The organism is Paenibacillus sp. 7523-1, from assembly GCF_002276415.1.
Classification (GTDB): Bacteria; Bacillota; Bacilli; order Paenibacillales; family Paenibacillaceae; genus Paenibacillus; species Paenibacillus illinoisensis_A.
The window spans coordinates 138,804-155,734 of sequence record NZ_NPBR01000005.1 but is presented as its reverse complement, the minus strand read 5'-3'; the positions used below and the strand labels follow the sequence as shown (position 1 = coordinate 155,734).

The following is a 16,931-nucleotide window of genomic DNA, read 5'->3' as shown; positions in this document are numbered from 1 at the left end:
TTACGATGAAAAAAGTGCTTCCGTTGCAACTGGTTTATGGATCGGGAGTGGCTGAAGGGCAGTTGTCTGATCAAGATGGACAAATGCATCATAACGGTCCGCCATGCTGGAAGGTACATAATTGCCAAACCGTTCAAGCTTCGGATCATATACCACACCGATGGCGCGGTGACCAATGACTTTATGCAGTAACGAGGACGCTTCGGAGAGCATGACCATGCCATTACGGCCTCCTCCTGCCTGATGCATGTAATCCTCCCAGCTTCCCGGCTGCCCGGGTGGCACGACCATTTTCTCAACAGGATCTCCCCAGGCTCTTCCCGCAAGGACTTCTCCTTTATAGGTTCCGAAGCCAACGGCAAACACCCGATGTTGTGCATCCTCACGCAGCAGCTGACCAACATTCACCATGCCATCTTCCAGCATGTCTGTTGCTCGCGCATCTCCAATGTGTGTATTATGCTCCCAGACAATGGCTTTGGCAGAGGATCCGTAATAGGACATGATACGCTTCAGTGATTCCACCATATGCCTGTCACGTACATTCCAGGAATCCGGGCCACCACGCACCATCGTTCGATAATAGGCTTCGGAGCTGGAAGTTACCAGCATGTTAACCTCTGCGTTCAATTCTTCTTCACTACCAGGGTGCACCATACGCTGTTTCTGCATCTGCTTCAGTAGCTCGACCACTTCATTCTCACAGCTCTCGGAGAGTAATCCTGCTGCAATACCATAACTTTGATGATCCTTGTTGTATGGATCGAAGCAGGCATAGGTGCGGCGGGCCTGTTCCAATTGAGGAGACCTGGTTTTCTCCAAATACCCAATAATGGCCTCCATCGATTCCCATAAGGAGTACATATCGATCCCATAAAATCCGACCTTAGAACGTTCACTGCTAGCGCTGATTTCAGCTGCATTATATTTTTTTAGCCACTCGGCAAAATCACGAATTTCTGTATTCGCCCACATCCAGGTCGGCCAGCGAGTAAAATCACCCAGTGCGTCTGCTGCCGAGGAATCGGCACCCGGTGCTCCTTTTATATACCGATTCAACCGATAAGCTGCGGGCCAATCCCCTTCAACACCGATAATGTTAAATCCCTTGCTTGAAATCAGCTTTTTCGAAAGCTCAGCCCTGTATCGATAGAAGTCAGCTGTCCCATGACTTGATTCCCCCAGGAGCACAATATCTGCATCCCCGATCGCATCAACCATTCGGTCCAGATTCTCCATCTCGTCCAAAGGGATAAATAAGGCACCCAGTTCTTTTAAATAAGCGTCTTTCTCTGATTGAGAGTTAAAATTCATGAAGTTCTTCCTTCCTATAAGCGGTATGAGAGAATTATTTCCGAATTGTTCACTGAATAACCGAATCAAGCCGCTTAGGTGGGGAGGGTAGGTTTGATATTGTCTTTTATAAGGCTTTCTTTAGTGTTCCATTTTCAGCTAGGTCCAGGCTCCTTAAGGATTTTCGCTGATAGTAATTGTTCTGAATCAAGGCAAAAATAACAAGTAGTGCACCGTAGAATTCATTCATACTGATTTTGTAGCCTTGTAAGGCCATGAGTACAAAGGTCGTTACCGGAACCACACTCATAAATAGGATCCCGTTTACGGTGGAGAGCATTTTGATTCCAGCATTCCAGCTCAGCAAAGCTATGAGACCAGGAAAAATAACCATGAACGTCATTTGATACTTAACAGAAGACAGCGTATGCCAATCAGGCGTCTGCAGTAAACCGAACAAGGAACCTAACGCAACAATAAAGAAGGAAACAATCGTCCCCAGCAAGCAAGTTAATGCAGAATATCGCAGAACAGACCATTCACCGAACTGACTTCCTCCCAGTGAATACAGAACCCAACCTACCGCTCCAATAAATATAAAGAGAACAGGGACAAGGTGTTCAGCGGCCTTTGCAAAAAAGGTAAGACTCCCATTGGTAATGACGAGTAAAGCACCTGTTAGAGCAATCAGGATACTGATCATCATGAATCGTGCGGGTTTGATTTTTGTTCTGAACCATAGGATGACAATGGTAATCATGGGCATAAGTGCTTCCATAATAGAGGCAATAATTGTACCTGAATCGCCCATCAAGTCCTGTCCGGAAAAAATCATGAAGTTATACAGCGTGAAGCCCATCGTTCCATAAAAAAGGAGTTTTCCTCCTTTTCCCTCCAACCGGAATGCGGATTTTCCTTCCTTGAAGACAAGTAATATCACAAGTACAACCGTCACGAAGAAATAGCGGAAAAACGAAAAATACAGTGGATCCATGAATTGTAGTGCGCTGTGCGCTACGGGGAACATGGCACCCCAAGACATGCTGGCAATCAGGCACAGAGCAGTGCCCAGACTAACGTTCTTTCTGTTCATTTTGACAACTCCATCATCATTGGTGTCCAATTTAATCCACTGAATCATATGATATAAAAAGTGGAGAGTAAAATGATTGAAAATCGTACTTATCATCATTTAAAATGATAGGTGAACGAGATAGATAAGATAGATGGTTAACTGCATGATCATATACATGGGAGAACGAGCAAATTGGAATTAAATGACTTGAGGATTTTTAAAACTGTTGCGGAGCGGGGAAGCGTGAGCCAGGCTGCTGTTGAGTTAAGTTATGTTCAGTCCAATGTAACCGCAAGAATCAAACAGCTTGAAAAAGAATTAAAGACCATGTTGTTCACCAGGCATAAACGAGGAATGATTCTAAACGCGGAAGGTAAACGGCTGCTGATATACGCGGAAGAAATATTGGCCAAGTTTGATGAGATGAAACGTACTTTTCAGAGCGCGGATGCCCCTTCAGGTATTCTTAACATTGGAATCGTAGAAACGATGATCAGCTTGCCTGGTATACTATCCAACTATGTTGAGAAGTACCCCAATGTGGATTTCTCCTTGAATGTAGGTGTGAGTGAACAATTGCTTCAGGATGTGATGAATTTTAAATTGGATGGGGCTTTTGTTACCGGACCGATCAATCATCCTTTGATTGAGGCGAGTGAGATTTTTCGGGAGGAACTCATTCTTGTTACCAAGAGCAGTTCATTTACAATTGAAGATGTCACGAACACACCGCTATTGTTATTTAACAAAGGGTGCAGCTATCGTGAGAGGTTAGAAGGCTGGTTAAGGGAAGAAGGCATTGTTCCTAGAAAGATAATGCAGTTTGGCACATTTGAAACGATAATCGGAAGTGTTACCGCAGGGATCGGGATCACAATTGCTCCCAAATCTTCTGTAAGTCACCTGATTGATGAAGGCAAAGTGCACGCATATCCTGTTTCTCAAACGTATAATGAGGTCTCAACTGTATTCATTCACCGGAAAGATTCCTTCCTAACCAGTACACTTCGTTCATTCATAGACGAATTAATGTTATCCGCAGATCGCAAGACAAATGGGTCAAATGTAAAAGGGTCAGAGTGGGGAAGGAAATGAAGAAGCCGGAACAATTACAAGTACATAGTAAACCAGCAGTACCTCGACTGAAAGATGTAGCTATAGGTTATGTATCCTTGTTGTTTATATGCTCTGCGGCACTATTCGTATTCGTTCAGATGGATATGGTATCCATGCAGCGTCTGTTAGCTTTTGAGAAACCTTTGCTTATGATCCTTCTTGTCCTGGGATGCTCGCTTGGCCTGATCTTATTTGGTGTTTTGATGACGTATCTGGTACCTGAGAAGTATATTCAGGAGTCCAATAAGGAGTATGCCAATCAGCCCCTATGTTACATTTTTATTTTTATGAGTTTGGCAGGTCTCTTTGAAGAGCTGCTGTTTAGGGGGATCATCCAGAATTTATTTTATATCGTATTGGATGAGAAGTGGGTCGCAATTCTTGCTTCTTCAGCCTTGTTTGTAGCTTTTCACTTTTTCTATTTCAAAACTCCTATCATGCTGCTCAATATTGTGATACCAAGCCTTCTATTCGGCTCATTGTATGGGGCCACTGATAATTTAATTGTCCCTGTAATTGTTCACGTAGCGATGAATGTGGGTGTGACACTGCTATTCAAGTATAAAGTCATCGTTCTTAAAAAAGATAAGTAAGACAAGGGCAAGGGAGCTGATCATTATTACCCATAACACCTGGATAAATTGAACGAAATACCACAAAAGGACCAGACATTTAGTCAGGTCCTTTTTTAATTATTGCATATAAATTAACACGATGGTATGATCAGTTCACGAGTATCTTTATGTATATGAGCATAGTAAGTCTATCTTATATTTTTATTGTAGCATGCCGCTAAAATCTTGTCAAAGGATTTTTTTCTCAATTTGATGATTAGGAGAGATGTTGAATGAGTTCTATGGTTCTCAGTTTCCAGGAGATCGAAAAGACACAGCTTTGGCTTGTGGGTGGGAAGGGTTTGAATCTAGGAGAATTATCCAAGAGCGAAGGGATTCAAGTTCCAGACGGATTCTGCGTTACAACGTTGGGATACCAGAAAGCCATCGAACAGAACATGACATTCCACGCTTTGCTCAGTCGACTAACGATGCTTCATGTAGAAGAACGAGATCAAATTGGTGAAATCAGCAGAGAGATTCGGCAGATCATTTTAAATTCGGAAATTCCTTACGATGTTGTCGATGCAGTAAGCCGCTACCTCAGCCAGTATGGGGATGAACATGCATATGCGGTGCGTTCCAGTGCAACTTCCGAGGATTTGCCGCATGCTTCATTTGCAGGTCAGCAGGATACCTATTTGAACATCATCGGCAAGGAAGCCATACTGGAGCATATCCGCAAATGTTGGGCGTCCCTTTTCACGGATCGTGCTGTAATCTACCGAATGCAGAATGGATTCGATCATAGTCAGGTATACTTGGCTGTTATTATTCAGAAGATGATATTCCCTCAGGCTTCAGGAATTCTATTTACTGCTGATCCCATGACGTCAAGCCGAAAACTTTTATCGATCGATGCCAGCTATGGTTTGGGAGAAGCACTGGTTTCCGGCTTGGTATCTGCTGATGGTTATAAGGTACGGGAAGAAGAAATTGTCGATAAAAGAATTGCAACCAAAAAACTCGCAATCTATGCCCGTAAAGAAGGCGGGACTGAGACGAAGACAATTCCATCTGATCAGCAACAAGCTCAAACACTCACGGATCATCACATTTTGGAGTTAGCTCGGATAGGAAGACAAATTGAAGGATACTTTGGTTGCCCGCAGGATATTGAGTGGTGCTTGTCCGATGGCGCGTTCTACATTGTCCAGAGCCGACCAATTACGACGTTATTTCCGATCCCTGAAGTGAATGATCAAGAAAATCATGTGTATGTTTCTGTTGCCCATCAACAAATGATGACTGATCCCATCAAACCACTCGGACTGTCATTTTATCTCATGACAACTCCTGCACCCATGCGTGTAGCGGGCGGGAGGTTGTTCGTGGATGTAACGCCTATGCTAGTCTCACCTGTCACCAGAGAAAACATTGTGAATGCCCTTGGGAAATCCGATCCGCTTATCAAAGATGCTTTAATGACTGTAATTGAGCGAGGAGATTTTGTGAAAACATTACCGAACGACAATCAAGCTGAGAATTCCGGTAGAGGCAATAGAGGTTTGCCCCCAGCAGGCACTCAAACTCCAATTAATGAACAAGATCCGTCCATCGTTACGGATTTGATCAAGAAGAATGAAGCATCTATAGAAGAATTGAAACAAAAGATCCAAACAAAATCAGGATCTGACTTGATTGATTTTATTCAGGAAGATATCCAGGAACTTAGAAAGATATTATTTGACCCGCGAAGTTCAGCTGTAATTACAACGGGTATGAATGCTTCATTCTGGCTCAATGACAAGATGAACGAATGGTTGGGTGAAAAAAACGCAGCAGATGCGATTTCCCAGTCTGTTCCAAACAATATCACGTCCGAAATGGGGCTCGCCTTATTGGATGTCGCAGATGTGATTCGTCCTTATCCTGAGGTCGTTCAATACTTACAACATGTACAAAAGGATCAATTCCTGGATGATCTTGTTCAATTCACGGGTGGCCAGGAAGCACAAGAAGCGATTCATGCCTATCTTGAGCGATATGGAATGCGCTGTGCCGGAGAAATTGATCTAACCCGAACTCGCTGGATTGAAAAACCATTGACACTTGTTCCCCTGATTCTGGGTAATATCAAAAACTTTGAGCCTAATGAAGGGAGCCGGAAGTTTGAGCAAGGGCGACAGGAGGCTTTGAGAAAAGAAGAGGAATTATTGAAGCGATTGAAGCAGCTGCCTGATGGAGAGCAGAAAGCACAAGAAACAAAAGAAAAGATCGACATCATTCGAAATTTGAGCGGGTACAGAGAGTACCCTAAATACGGCATGGTTCATCGTTACTTCATTTATAAGAAAGCTTTGCTCAAGGAAGCCGAGCGACTTGTTCAAGCGGGTATTTTGCGGGAAAAAGAAGATATATATGATCTTACTTTTGAAGAACTTCGCGAAGCGGTGAGTACCCGTAAAGTAGATGACCAGATGATCCGCAGGCGAAAAGATGAATACAAGCTATATGAAAAACTCACCCCACCACGTGTGATCACGTCAGATGGTGAAATCATTACAGGTAAGTATAAAAGAGATAACCTCCCAGCAGAAGCATTAGTGGGTCTCGCTGTCTCTTCAGGTGTTATCGAAGGGCGTGCACGTGTGATTCTGAACATGGAGGAGGCTGAGCTGGAAGATGGAGATATTCTCGTTACTGCTTTTACAGACCCTAGTTGGACACCACTATTTGTATCCATCAAAGGGCTAGTCACCGAAGTAGGTGGACTGATGACCCATGGAGCCGTTATTGCACGTGAGTACGGCTTGCCAGCGGTGGTTGGCGTGGAGAATGCAACGAATCGTATAAAAGACGGGCAGAGAATTCGTGTGCATGGAACAGAAGGGTATATTGAAATATTGTCGTTGTAGCTACAACTTCAGAAGGGCAGCATGAGATTGAGTTTAAGACTAAGTTAGTTGCAGTTAGAGATATGCATGTTACCTTCAAGCCGCTAGTTTAGCGGCTTTTTTTGTTTTTGCGGAACAAGTTATTTCGGATGGTAGTCAACGCTTACAAATGGTCGTATAGTAGTAATATGTGATTCGTGGCGTGACCATGGTTCACAGTGTGCAATAATAAAAGATTCTACATAGAAGGACGGATAAACATGGACTTTAAACCGCTTGCTTCATTTATTGATCGCATCACATCCTGGAGAATTCCATGGGCTGAGGTGATGGTCATCCATCAAAATGATACCGTTTTCCACTATCGTAACGGTTACGCTAATCTAGAGGAGAAAACACCGATCAACGATGGGGCCATCTTCAATCTCTATTCCATGACCAAAATCATGACGTGTGTTGCAGCACTTCAACTTGTAGAAAGAGGGCATATGCTGCTCAGTGATCCAGTGTCCGACTATCTGCCGGAGTTTGCAGAGATGAATGTGAAGAAAGTCATGCCGAATGGTGAGGTCCGATTGGAGAAAGCCACAAGAGCCATTACGGTGCGAGATTTGTTTACAATGACCGCGGGCTTCTCGTATGACGTTGGTGCGCCATCTATCAAAGAAGCTGTGCAGAGCACCGATGGGAAACTGCCAACTCGCGAGTTTGCGAAAGCGCTCGCGAAGGAACCGCTTCTGTTTGAGCCAGGCACACATTGGAACTATAGCATGTGTCACGATGTGCTGGGAGCATTGATTGAGGTGGTAAGCGGCAGACGTTTCGGGACATATCTGCAGGAAGAAATCACCGGACCACTCGGCATGAACGACACAGCTTTTGATCTGAACGACGAGCAGCAGTCACGTCTGATTCCGCAATACGCGTACAATGATGAACTCGAAAAAGCCATCCGCATGGACGGCAACGGGTTCCGTGTTGGTACGGAATTGGAGAGCGGAGGCGCGGGACTGCTATCTACCGTACGCGATTATGCGTTGTTCCTGAACGCACTCACTGGTCATGGTACCAGTCCTGAAGGTGTTCGGATTTTGTCGCAGGCATCCGTGGAATTAATGCGGACAGATCATCTGAATGAGATGACGCGCCCTGATTACTCTTGGGATCATATGGGCGGATATGGTTTTGGACTCGGTGTCCGTACGCATATCTCCAAGTCGGAGAGCGGTTCATTAAGCCCTCATGGCGAATTTGGCTGGAGCGGCGCTGCCGGATGCATGGCGATTATTGATCCCGACTCCGGGCTCACTGTCATGTATGCCCAGCATCTGCTTAATAGCCAAGAGCCTTACATTCAGAGACGTTTGCGCAATGTTGTGTACTCCTGCCTATAATTTTGAAGACGAAGGCAGAGCACCAGTAAACAAATCAAGTTGGCTGGAAAGTGAAAGTTTACAAGATCATCGTATATTAGATATCCTTATAACGAAAGAAACAGGGACACGTGTTATGGCGTGTCCCTGTTTCTTATTTTTTCGTCTATTTGGTTCCTGTCAGTTAGTATCTACATTGGAATTGAGACCAACCATGTGGAGTCGTAACGACTAATACATGGATGGATTCAGTTTCATTTAAGCTACCTGTTTTATAGTTGATTTGTGCTCAAGGAGAGCTTGATCAAGTTCACTGAGCTAATAGTTTTAACTTGCTTAACAGAGCAAATACATCATACAGCGTACATCGTACATAAGGAGACATGCACATGAAATTCAGAAAAATAAGATCGGTCCGAACAAGGCTCGCTGCTTCGCTGCTCGCCATGCTACTGCTCCCTAGCTTGGTCATCGGCGGATTTTCGTACTTCACGGCCAAGAATCAGGTGGATACACAGCTCGCCAATATGGCGAATACAGACATTTCATTAGTAAGCAGCATGGTTGATCAATACATACAAAGCACAATAGCAGATGTGGGGCAGCTGTTCGATTCCATTTCATCTGCTGAAAATCCGGATAAGCTGTTAAATGCCTATACCAAAAACCATCCGGAAGTGGAAGCTGCGGTATTTGTTACGGATGATGGTCAATTTTCATATAGCTCAAGTAACCAGAACGAACCAAGCAATTACAATCCAAAGGATCATGAGTTTTATGCCAAAGCAGTTGCTGACCCTAAAAACGTCGTATTGTCCGAGCCTTACACCTCTGAACAGTCGGGCCAAACTAGTGTAGACGTAGCACTAGCGTCGAGTGACGGCAAATCCGTTGTTGCCGTTACACTGGACTTAAGTACACTTCAGGAAACCGTAGGAGATATTCAAATTGGCGACAATGGCTTCGTCGTTATTTTTAGTGCTAATGGTTCCATGATTGTGTCACCGTCTTGGGGATCGGAAGGTTCCGGCACGGAAGGAGAATCACCGGAATCGGGAGATGGGCCGCAGGACGTTTCCACGAATCTCGAACAGGGAGTTCCTCAAGAGGGCGAAGGGTCTCCAGCATCCATGCTGGATGAAGACTACGGGCAGATCGAACAAACGTCACCGGAAGGAGAAACGCGCGATCTAGTGTACATCACCAACGCGTTGACAGGATGGAAGATTGCTGGCGATCGCTCTCCCATCGAGGTCGTACAGGCGGCTGAACCCATCTGGAACAATACACTTCTGGTCATTCTTGTCTTTGTTCTGCTTGGCTTTGGACTCACCGTAGTCATTGTATGTTCTATCACCAAGCCATTACAAACGTTGAATGAGTTTTCCATTGGAGTAGGCCAAGGGGACTTGAGCCGTAATACATCGATTGCTTCGCGAGACGAATTTGGTGATTTGGGAAAAGCCTATAATCAAATGGTAGGATCCCTGAACGGGATTGTATCTGAAGTTGCGGATTCATCCAGTCAGCTTGCCGCAGCTTCTGAGCAGCTATCTGCGAATGCTGGACAAGGTGCAACGTCAACAGAACATATCACACAAATCATTGAACAGATGGCACAAGGTGCTGATCGCCAGGTGTTGCTCGTTGAACAAAGCATGCGAACCATTCAGGTTGTTGCCGGAAACATGGGTCATATTGCAGACAACGCCTCTACTACAGCTGTAGCCACGGCTCACGTTGCCCAAAAATCGAAAGAAGGCGGGGAGGTTATTCAGGGAGCTGTGTCGCAAATGAACAACATTCATCAGTCCGTCAACCATGTGTCGGATGGCATCAACCATCTGGTTCTAATCTCGCAGGAGATTGGACAGATCATTAAGGTGATCTCTGACATTTCAAAGCAAACTAATTTGCTTGCTTTAAATGCATCCATTGAAGCGGCCCGAGCAGGCGAGCATGGTAGAGGATTTGCGGTCGTAGCCAGGGAAGTGAGAACGCTGGCTGAGCAGGCAGCTCAATCTGCCGACCAGGTAAACGGACTGATTGGATCCATTCATGAAGGAATCAAGCAGGCAGAAGGTTCCATGGATGCAGCAATGGATGAGGTTTCAACGGGGATGGTCATCATGGATCATGCGGGACGTCTGTTTGAAGAAATTAACCTCTCCGTAGACACTGTTAATGGCAAAGCAGGTGAAGTGTCTACGATGGCGGAACATATTGTGAAGGAGACTTCCAATGTTGTAGCTGCAATTGAGGACATCTCTCATCTGTCCCACGAAACAGCAGCAGGAGCACAAACTGTATCCGCAGCAACCGAGGAACAGTTAGGCTCCATGCAAGAAATCAGTTCATCTTCTACTTACCTGGCGCGTATGGCGGCAAGACTTCAGGAGTTGACGGATAAATTCAAAGTCTAGATGGGAGCGCTAGTTTTTCCATAAATGAGCACTAGCTAGCCTCAGTTGTAAATTCGTAATGAATCTTTATCAGATTCCTTGAAGATTGCATGATCAAAACATATATAGTATCTATGTCTAGCAGCCGTTTCCCGTTGTTGTATCGGGTGACGGTTGTTTTATTTTTTTGAATCATGCCCATTTATAGAATTGATATAATAAATGCAGATTTTTCTCCGGAATTTTTGCAAATTTGAAACCTTATGTTCATGTTAACCATCTAACACTCGTCTACGCGGAAGGAGGGGAACTTATTGGACGTACCCAAAGAAGTACGAAGAGCTCAAAGAGGCAACGTTCAAGCTTTCGAGAATCTGATACAAGCACATAAAGTCGTTATGTACCAAGTGTCCAAAACTATTCTTACACGGGATGCGGATTGTAGAGATGCCATGCAAGAGTCAATTTTGAAGGCGTTCGAAAAGATCAAGACACTACGAGATCCTATTTTTTTCAAAACTTGGCTGCTCCGCATTGTTATTAACGAATGTAACCTGATTCATCGGCAAAACAAAAAAGTGACAGACCTAGGTGATTTTAATGTTCCTTCTACATATGAGGATGGATATGAACGGATTGAATTGGAACAGTTACTTGAGACGTTACCTAGAGAAGACAGGCGACTCCTTGAGCTGTATCACATTAATGATATCTCCATTAAGGATTTGGCTGAGATCTATCAAAGATCCGAAAATACGATCAAAACGAGGTTACGCCGTGCTCGTGAAAATGCACGACATATCTTGGGGAAGCAGGAGGGCTATGCATGGAAAAATGGGAGCAGCAACTAAAGGAACAAGTGAATTGTCAACTTCCCGAAAACATGGATATATTCATGACCCAAACGCTTAACGAACTGACAACAAAACACAAACATAAAAGATCACGTAGACGCCTGTTCTATACATCAACAGCTATTACTGCTTCATTAGCTTTCTTGGTTGGCATGGCGTCTTTGTCTCCCGCATTTGCAGATGCTGTGAAATCCATACCAATCATTGGATCTGTCTTTGAGTTACTAGGGGACGATGGAGTAAAGAGGGGGAACCAGTTAGGAATATCACAAAAACTTAATCAACAGGTACGAATTGGTGATCTGGATGTTACGTTTATAGAGAGTCTATACGATGGTTCTAGCATCCACCTCGGCTGGATTGCATCCACACTTAACGATAATATTTTTGAGTTTACAAGCAATATCAAATTTACAGTGAATGGTAAGCCAGTTTGGAACTATAGTTCGGGCGCCCCTGCTCTGAACCTGGAGAATGGCACGTATGCTGGAAGGCTTCATATAGATCCAAAAGAAAAGTTGCCAGACAAGTTTACCCTGGGTATTGTTTCACTTGATGAGACAACCACGTATGTCGAGATCCCGATCGAGCGTCAAGGAAGTTATCAAACAATTCCAATTGCTAAATCAGGAATGTGGAAAGACTATGAAATGAGTTATGATGCACTTGCGCTGTATCCAACGACAACGCAGTTGACCTTTCGCCTACAAGATACATATAGCGCGATCGGGATATTAGAATTTATGGTGAGAGATGAACATGATCATGTTTTGAGGACTACGGGTAAGCAAAGTATGAGTATGACAGGGGACAGTAGTGAATACAAGTACCTTTATGAGCCCTTTGATTCTCAGCCCAACCATGTCACAATCACACCTTATATAAGTACAGTTTATACGACGGCAAAATTAAACTTGGATTGGAAGGGGAGACCGATCACTATTCTGCAGGGAGAAGTAGGGTCTCTCATCATATTGGATCAGCAATGGGAGAATAACCAACTGACCCTTACCTTTGAAGTTACAGGAGAACGTATTAATGAACAAGTAAGCGATATTTGGCTTTACGATCGAATGGGTAATCCATTTCCAAGAGTGAGCCCTCCGATTCGGATTGAGGGTAGTGACACGTATGAGGTTACATTTTCCAATGTCAACAGCACGGAATCTATCCAGATCGCCACCCCTGTTTTCAATCCAACGAAATATTTTCAAGACCTTGAAGTCACTGTTGATATGAAAAAACCGAACTGAAGTTATAACATATTTATCCATGGAAATGAAAAGTTTCTGTCTTCATATGTCTCAAAACAGGAAAAATAATGTTACACAACTACAAGTCGCTAAGTTTAGCGACTTTTTTTGGTTCAAGTTTGGAGTCTGTCTTTCCAAAGCAAAATGCATATACACGTGAATAATCGTCATAATAAGGAAATGCTGCTTGAAGAAGGGAGTGGAGTGAGAAAATGAGCGAACCATCTGGCACAATTCCGAAAGATGATAGCATCACACCAAGTTTGAATGAATCCACCGCCAGAATTCAAGAAATCTTTACGAATACTCCCGACTTGATCATTCGGAAGCTATACATTAAACAAACCGGTGAACAAGCTGCCATCATATACATGGACGAAATGACTGACAAAACGATACTGAATCATGATGTTCTTGCTCCGCTTCAGCTAGAGTCCGGTAACCCGTCGGAAGACTTCATCACAACAGTGGGGTATGTAAAGCCTTATTCTAAGTGGGAGGACCTCAAACGTTCCATTATGATCGGTTATAGTGTGCTTTTTATTGAAGGGCGAAGTGACGCCTATGTACTGGATACGAAAGGTATTCCCCAGCGTGCAATTGAAGACCCTCAGCAAGAGCCTTCACTGAAAGGGGCGCATCAGGGATTTATAGAAAACGGTTCTCAAAATGTAGCCTTAATTCGACGCTATATCGCGGACAAGGAATTAAAGCTTAAACGGTATATCGTTGGGACACGAGGCCAGACGGCCGTATCGTTGCTTTATTTGGAGGATGTAGTTGATCCTGAGGTTGTAAAAGTTCTTGAAGAACGCATTCAATCCATCGATGTAGACGCCATTATTAATACGGGCGAATTAGTTGAGTTTATTGAAGACCAACCGCTCGCTTTGCTTCCTCAGATCATCACGACAGAAAGACCGGATGCTGCTGCCTCGCAAATATTGCAAGGTCGGTGTGTCGTGGTCGTTGATGGTTCGCCCAGTGTAGTGGTAGCTCCAGTTACGTTTATGTCCTTTTTTCAAACGGTTGATGATTACAGTTCCAGATGGTCCATCTCGTCATTTCTTAGATCATTGCGTATTTTTGCTTTTTTTGTCGCTATCTTTCTGCCGGGTTTTTTCATATCCGTTATTTCATTTCATTATGAAATTATACCCATGAAGCTGTTGTTAACGCTTGGTGAATCCAGGGGCCAGGTTCCGTTTCCTCCTTTTGTGGAAGCAATCATCATGGAACTGACTCTTGAAATGCTAAGGGAAGCAGGGGTTCGACTTCCGGCTCCAATTGGTCAGACGGTGGGCATTGTTGGAGGTATTGTCATTGGTCAAGCGGTTGTACAGGCTGGTTTGATTAGCAATGTCATGGTTATCGTAGTCGCGTTCACAGCGATATCCTCATTTATTATTCCGAATCAGGATATGGCTGCTGCTGTGCGATTAATGCGTTTTATGATGATGGTTTTCGCCACCTGGTTCGGGTTCATTGGACTGGTAGTCGGCATGATGACCATAATCGGCAGATTAATAACGTTAAATTCACTTAACACTTCTTATAGTACGCCTATTGCTCCATTCAGACCTGTAGATTGGAAGGATACCTTACTCCGGTTGCCGTTATGGATGATGAACACGCGCCCGATCAGCACGCGATCACGCCAGACAAGACGACAAGGAAATAGCAGGGAATGGAAGGAGAAGAATTAGTAGATGAAGACATATCGCCCGATAACGACGCTTCAATTCATCCTTATCATTTCTACTTTCCAGATCAGTGTTGCCTTCCTGGCTCTTCCAAGAGAGCTTGCAAGACATGCTGGAACGGATGGTTGGATGACGGTCTTCTTAGGATGGGGGCTCGCCATGTTAGCCTCCATAGCAATGGTGAAATTAATGAAACATAATCCGGACAGTACAATACTTGAATTAGTTCAGCGTTATATGGGCCGGTGGGCGGCAAAACTGATTACTCTTCTATTTATGATTTATTTTTTGCTGCTCGCATATGACGGTTACGCGGTTGCTACGCTGGTCATTAAACTCTGGTTGATGCCGACGACGTTAATTTATATTCTGGCCTTTCTGCTTCTGATTCCTACCTACCAGATTGCGCAGCATGGATTTCAGGTGATCGGGCGGTACACCGAAATTGTTTCGATGCTCTCCATGTGGATTCCCCTGGTTTATGTGTCAACGCTGAATCGTGCTCACTGGCTTTACTTGCTCCCACTATTTAAAGAGGGTTGGCTTCCCATATTTACTTCCATAAAAATCATGATCTATCCCTTGCTGGGTATTGTACTGGTTTTGTTTCTGTACCCTCATTTGGTGAAAAAGGAAAAGGCTATGACTGCTATGGTAATCTCCAATTCCCTGACTTGCCTGGCATATTTGGGGATCACCATTATTTGTTTTGTTTATTTTAGTCCTGATGAGATCGGAGAATACAATGATCCGGTGATTAGTATTTTGAAGTCTATTGAATTTCAATTTATTGAACGGGTCGAAGTGTTGTTTATTGCATTTTATCTGTTTATCTTCTCATGTATTTGGATTCCCTCCATGCACATTGTTTCCAGATGCTCTGCCTCGTTGCTGGGAAAAGGTAAGGACAATATTCACCTTGCTGTATGGTGTATTGTGATACAGATCAGTTTTTTCATCTATCGCCCGAGTTTTATGGCAGCTGGACAAATCAACAATTCACTCAATCTCATCGGATTTGTGATGGAATTCGTATTGCCTGCAGCCATTCTTTTGTATGTCGTTATTTTCAACAAATGGAAGGGGGGAAACAAACATGAAATGGGTTAAAAAAACGGGTATTTTTATTGTAGTTTGCATAGGGGTGTGCTCAATCACAGGGTGCGGAAGTGGAAAAACCAATTTGGAAGATGCTACCGTACCATTGGCATTGGGCTTGGATGTCGAAGACCAAAAGCTCCATTATTATGTCTCCGCCCCTGTATTCAGCAAAGACATTCAAAAGAAAAGCCGCGAAGCGCAAGGGTTAGCTGAGGGATTAAGATCGTCCAAGAATCAGCAGGATGCTCAATTTCCAGGTTCGGTAGGAGGACGGAATTTTCAGGTCATTGTTGTAGGGAAAGAATTACTTAAATATAAAGATTGGTTTAAAGTATTGGATGTGACCTTTCGTGATCCGCGAAATACGATTACCGACAGGATCATCGCAGTTGATGGCCCAGTTTCGGATATTTTTAACTTTCAATCGAAGGATCAGCCGCCAATACTCATGTTTTTAAAAGCGATTGTCGAATCAGGAAGCAAAATTTCGACTACGGTCTCAACAACTGCGCAAGAGCTGCATCGACAATTGTACGACCGGGCGATGACCCCTGCCATCTCGGAAATCAAGATTGAGAATAACAAGATCATACTTAAAGGAACGACTCTCCTATCTAGGCAAGCTCAGTACCAAACGTCCCTGACCTATCAGGAAACTTCACTTCTTCAAATTTTGAAAAGGGAGGCGGGACCCGGAATCAGTCTCACTTATCCTGTAGATAAACTCCAACAAACAGTTCCGTATAACATAGATAAAGTAAGTTTTACGCTAGGAGGCACCTCAGTAAAGATTAAATCTTCTCATGAGAACGGGAAATTTCGATACAAGGTAAAAGTAAAATCAACTATTGCTATCACGGAAAAGTTTCTTGAATTTGAACTTCAGGATAATTTCAAAAACATGGGGAAAAAATTGAGCGAGGAAATGAAAGTAGCCATTGAGAAGCTCATTAAAAAATTCCAGCAGCACGAAATAGACCCTGTCGGTTTCGGGTTCTATGCACGGGCTTTTCAGTACCCGTTGTACAAGGAAGTGCAGGACCAATGGGGAAAAGAGCTATCCCGTGCCCAGTTTGATGTCGAAGTTGATCTTCGAATCGCTGCCACCGGGGCAGTGGAGTAATCTGACAACTGACAATGTATCCATGGCCGTTCGTATGGTTCTGAGGAGTGGAGTTATATGTCGTTTGCATAAAGAGCCGCTAAGCAGTGACTTTTTTTTGTTGTGTAGAAAAAGGTTTCGTCCTTAAGAACGATCAGAGTTACATCAGTCCTGATACTCTGTTGTATATGTATTCTATAAAGAAAAA

At 43.8% G+C, this 16,931-nt stretch carries 12 protein-coding genes; 10 read left to right on the top strand and 2 right to left on the bottom strand.

What is annotated here, in order from left to right:
- Together CHH60_RS04185 and CHH60_RS04180 are read right to left on the bottom strand one after the other, a co-directional pair.
- Entirely contained in the window at positions 1-1,314 is a 1,314-nt protein-coding gene (locus tag CHH60_RS04185; RefSeq protein WP_095358062.1) for an erythromycin esterase family protein, read from the bottom strand.
- A 106-nt stretch (positions 1,315-1,420) separates the two neighbouring features.
- Entirely contained in the window at positions 1,421-2,386 is a 966-nt protein-coding gene (locus CHH60_RS04180; protein ID WP_095358061.1) for a DMT family transporter, read from the bottom strand.
- Positions 2,387-2,560: 174 nt separating this feature from the next.
- Here CHH60_RS04180 and CHH60_RS04175 point away from each other — a divergent pair, with 174 nt between their 5' ends.
- The 10 genes from CHH60_RS04175 to CHH60_RS04130 all read left to right on the top strand — a co-directional run bounded on the left by CHH60_RS04175 (position 2,561) and on the right by CHH60_RS04130 (position 16,744).
- Positions 2,561-3,463 carry a LysR family transcriptional regulator gene (locus CHH60_RS04175; protein ID WP_095358060.1) on the top strand — a complete coding sequence of 301 codons (903 nt, stop codon included), beginning with the start codon at positions 2,561-2,563 and terminating at the stop codon, positions 3,461-3,463.
- Positions 3,460-4,077, top strand: coding sequence for a CPBP family intramembrane glutamic endopeptidase (locus tag CHH60_RS04170; RefSeq protein ID WP_095358059.1), 618 nt, complete (start codon positions 3,460-3,462; stop codon positions 4,075-4,077). Before CHH60_RS04175 ends, CHH60_RS04170 begins: the two co-directional genes overlap by 4 nt.
- A 254-nt stretch (positions 4,078-4,331) precedes the next feature.
- Positions 4,332-6,956, top strand: a complete 2,625-nt coding sequence (gene ppsA / locus CHH60_RS04165) for a phosphoenolpyruvate synthase (RefSeq protein ID WP_095358058.1) — start codon at positions 4,332-4,334, stop codon at positions 6,954-6,956.
- A gap of 239 nt (positions 6,957-7,195) precedes the next feature.
- The gene (locus CHH60_RS04160) at positions 7,196-8,329 is read left to right on the top strand and encodes a serine hydrolase domain-containing protein (protein ID WP_095358057.1); all 1,134 of its coding nucleotides are present in this window, start codon (positions 7,196-7,198) and stop codon (positions 8,327-8,329) included.
- A gap of 368 nt (positions 8,330-8,697) precedes the next feature.
- Positions 8,698-10,731, top strand: a complete 2,034-nt coding sequence (locus tag CHH60_RS04155; protein ID WP_095358056.1) for a methyl-accepting chemotaxis protein — start codon at positions 8,698-8,700, stop codon at positions 10,729-10,731.
- A gap of 293 nt (positions 10,732-11,024) precedes the next feature.
- Positions 11,025-11,561, top strand: coding sequence for a sigma-70 family RNA polymerase sigma factor (locus CHH60_RS04150; RefSeq protein ID WP_095358055.1), 537 nt, complete (start codon positions 11,025-11,027; stop codon positions 11,559-11,561).
- Positions 11,537-12,817, top strand: a complete 1,281-nt coding sequence (locus CHH60_RS04145) for a DUF4179 domain-containing protein (protein ID WP_095358054.1) — start codon at positions 11,537-11,539, stop codon at positions 12,815-12,817. Before CHH60_RS04150 ends, CHH60_RS04145 begins: the two co-directional genes overlap by 25 nt.
- 212 nt (positions 12,818-13,029) lie before the next feature.
- Positions 13,030-14,523: a spore germination protein gene (locus CHH60_RS04140; RefSeq protein ID WP_095358053.1), complete on the top strand. Its 1,494-nt coding sequence runs from the start codon at positions 13,030-13,032 to the stop codon at positions 14,521-14,523.
- 3 nt (positions 14,524-14,526) lie between these two features.
- On the top strand, positions 14,527-15,630 hold the full coding sequence (locus tag CHH60_RS04135) for a GerAB/ArcD/ProY family transporter (RefSeq protein WP_095358052.1): 1,104 nt from the start codon (positions 14,527-14,529) through the stop codon (positions 15,628-15,630).
- Positions 15,617-16,744 (top strand): Ger(x)C family spore germination protein, encoded by a 1,128-nt coding sequence (locus CHH60_RS04130; protein WP_095358051.1) that lies wholly within the window; start codon positions 15,617-15,619, stop codon positions 16,742-16,744. Before CHH60_RS04135 ends, CHH60_RS04130 begins: the two co-directional genes overlap by 14 nt.
- Positions 16,745-16,931 lie beyond the last annotated feature (187 nt).

Bases quoted from the DNA above. Each gene is read 5' to 3' on its own strand.
- CHH60_RS04160 (WP_095358057.1), top strand. From the start codon at position 7,196: ATGGACTTTAAACCGCTTGCTTCATTTATTGATCGCATCACATCCTGG.
- CHH60_RS04145 (WP_095358054.1), top strand. From the start codon at position 11,537: ATGGAAAAATGGGAGCAGCAACTAAAGGAACAAGTGAATTGTCAACTT.
- CHH60_RS04130 (WP_095358051.1), top strand. From the start codon at position 15,617: ATGAAATGGGTTAAAAAAACGGGTATTTTTATTGTAGTTTGCATAGGG.
- CHH60_RS04140 (WP_095358053.1), top strand. From the start codon at position 13,030: ATGAGCGAACCATCTGGCACAATTCCGAAAGATGATAGCATCACACCA.
- CHH60_RS04185 (WP_095358062.1), bottom strand. From the start codon at position 1,314: ATGAATTTTAACTCTCAATCAGAGAAAGACGCTTATTTAAAAGAACTG.
- CHH60_RS04155 (WP_095358056.1), top strand. From the start codon at position 8,698: ATGAAATTCAGAAAAATAAGATCGGTCCGAACAAGGCTCGCTGCTTCG.
- ppsA (WP_095358058.1), top strand. From the start codon at position 4,332: ATGAGTTCTATGGTTCTCAGTTTCCAGGAGATCGAAAAGACACAGCTT.
- CHH60_RS04180 (WP_095358061.1), bottom strand. From the start codon at position 2,386: ATGAACAGAAAGAACGTTAGTCTGGGCACTGCTCTGTGCCTGATTGCC.
- CHH60_RS04135 (WP_095358052.1), top strand. From the start codon at position 14,527: ATGAAGACATATCGCCCGATAACGACGCTTCAATTCATCCTTATCATT.
- CHH60_RS04170 (WP_095358059.1), top strand. From the start codon at position 3,460: ATGAAGAAGCCGGAACAATTACAAGTACATAGTAAACCAGCAGTACCT.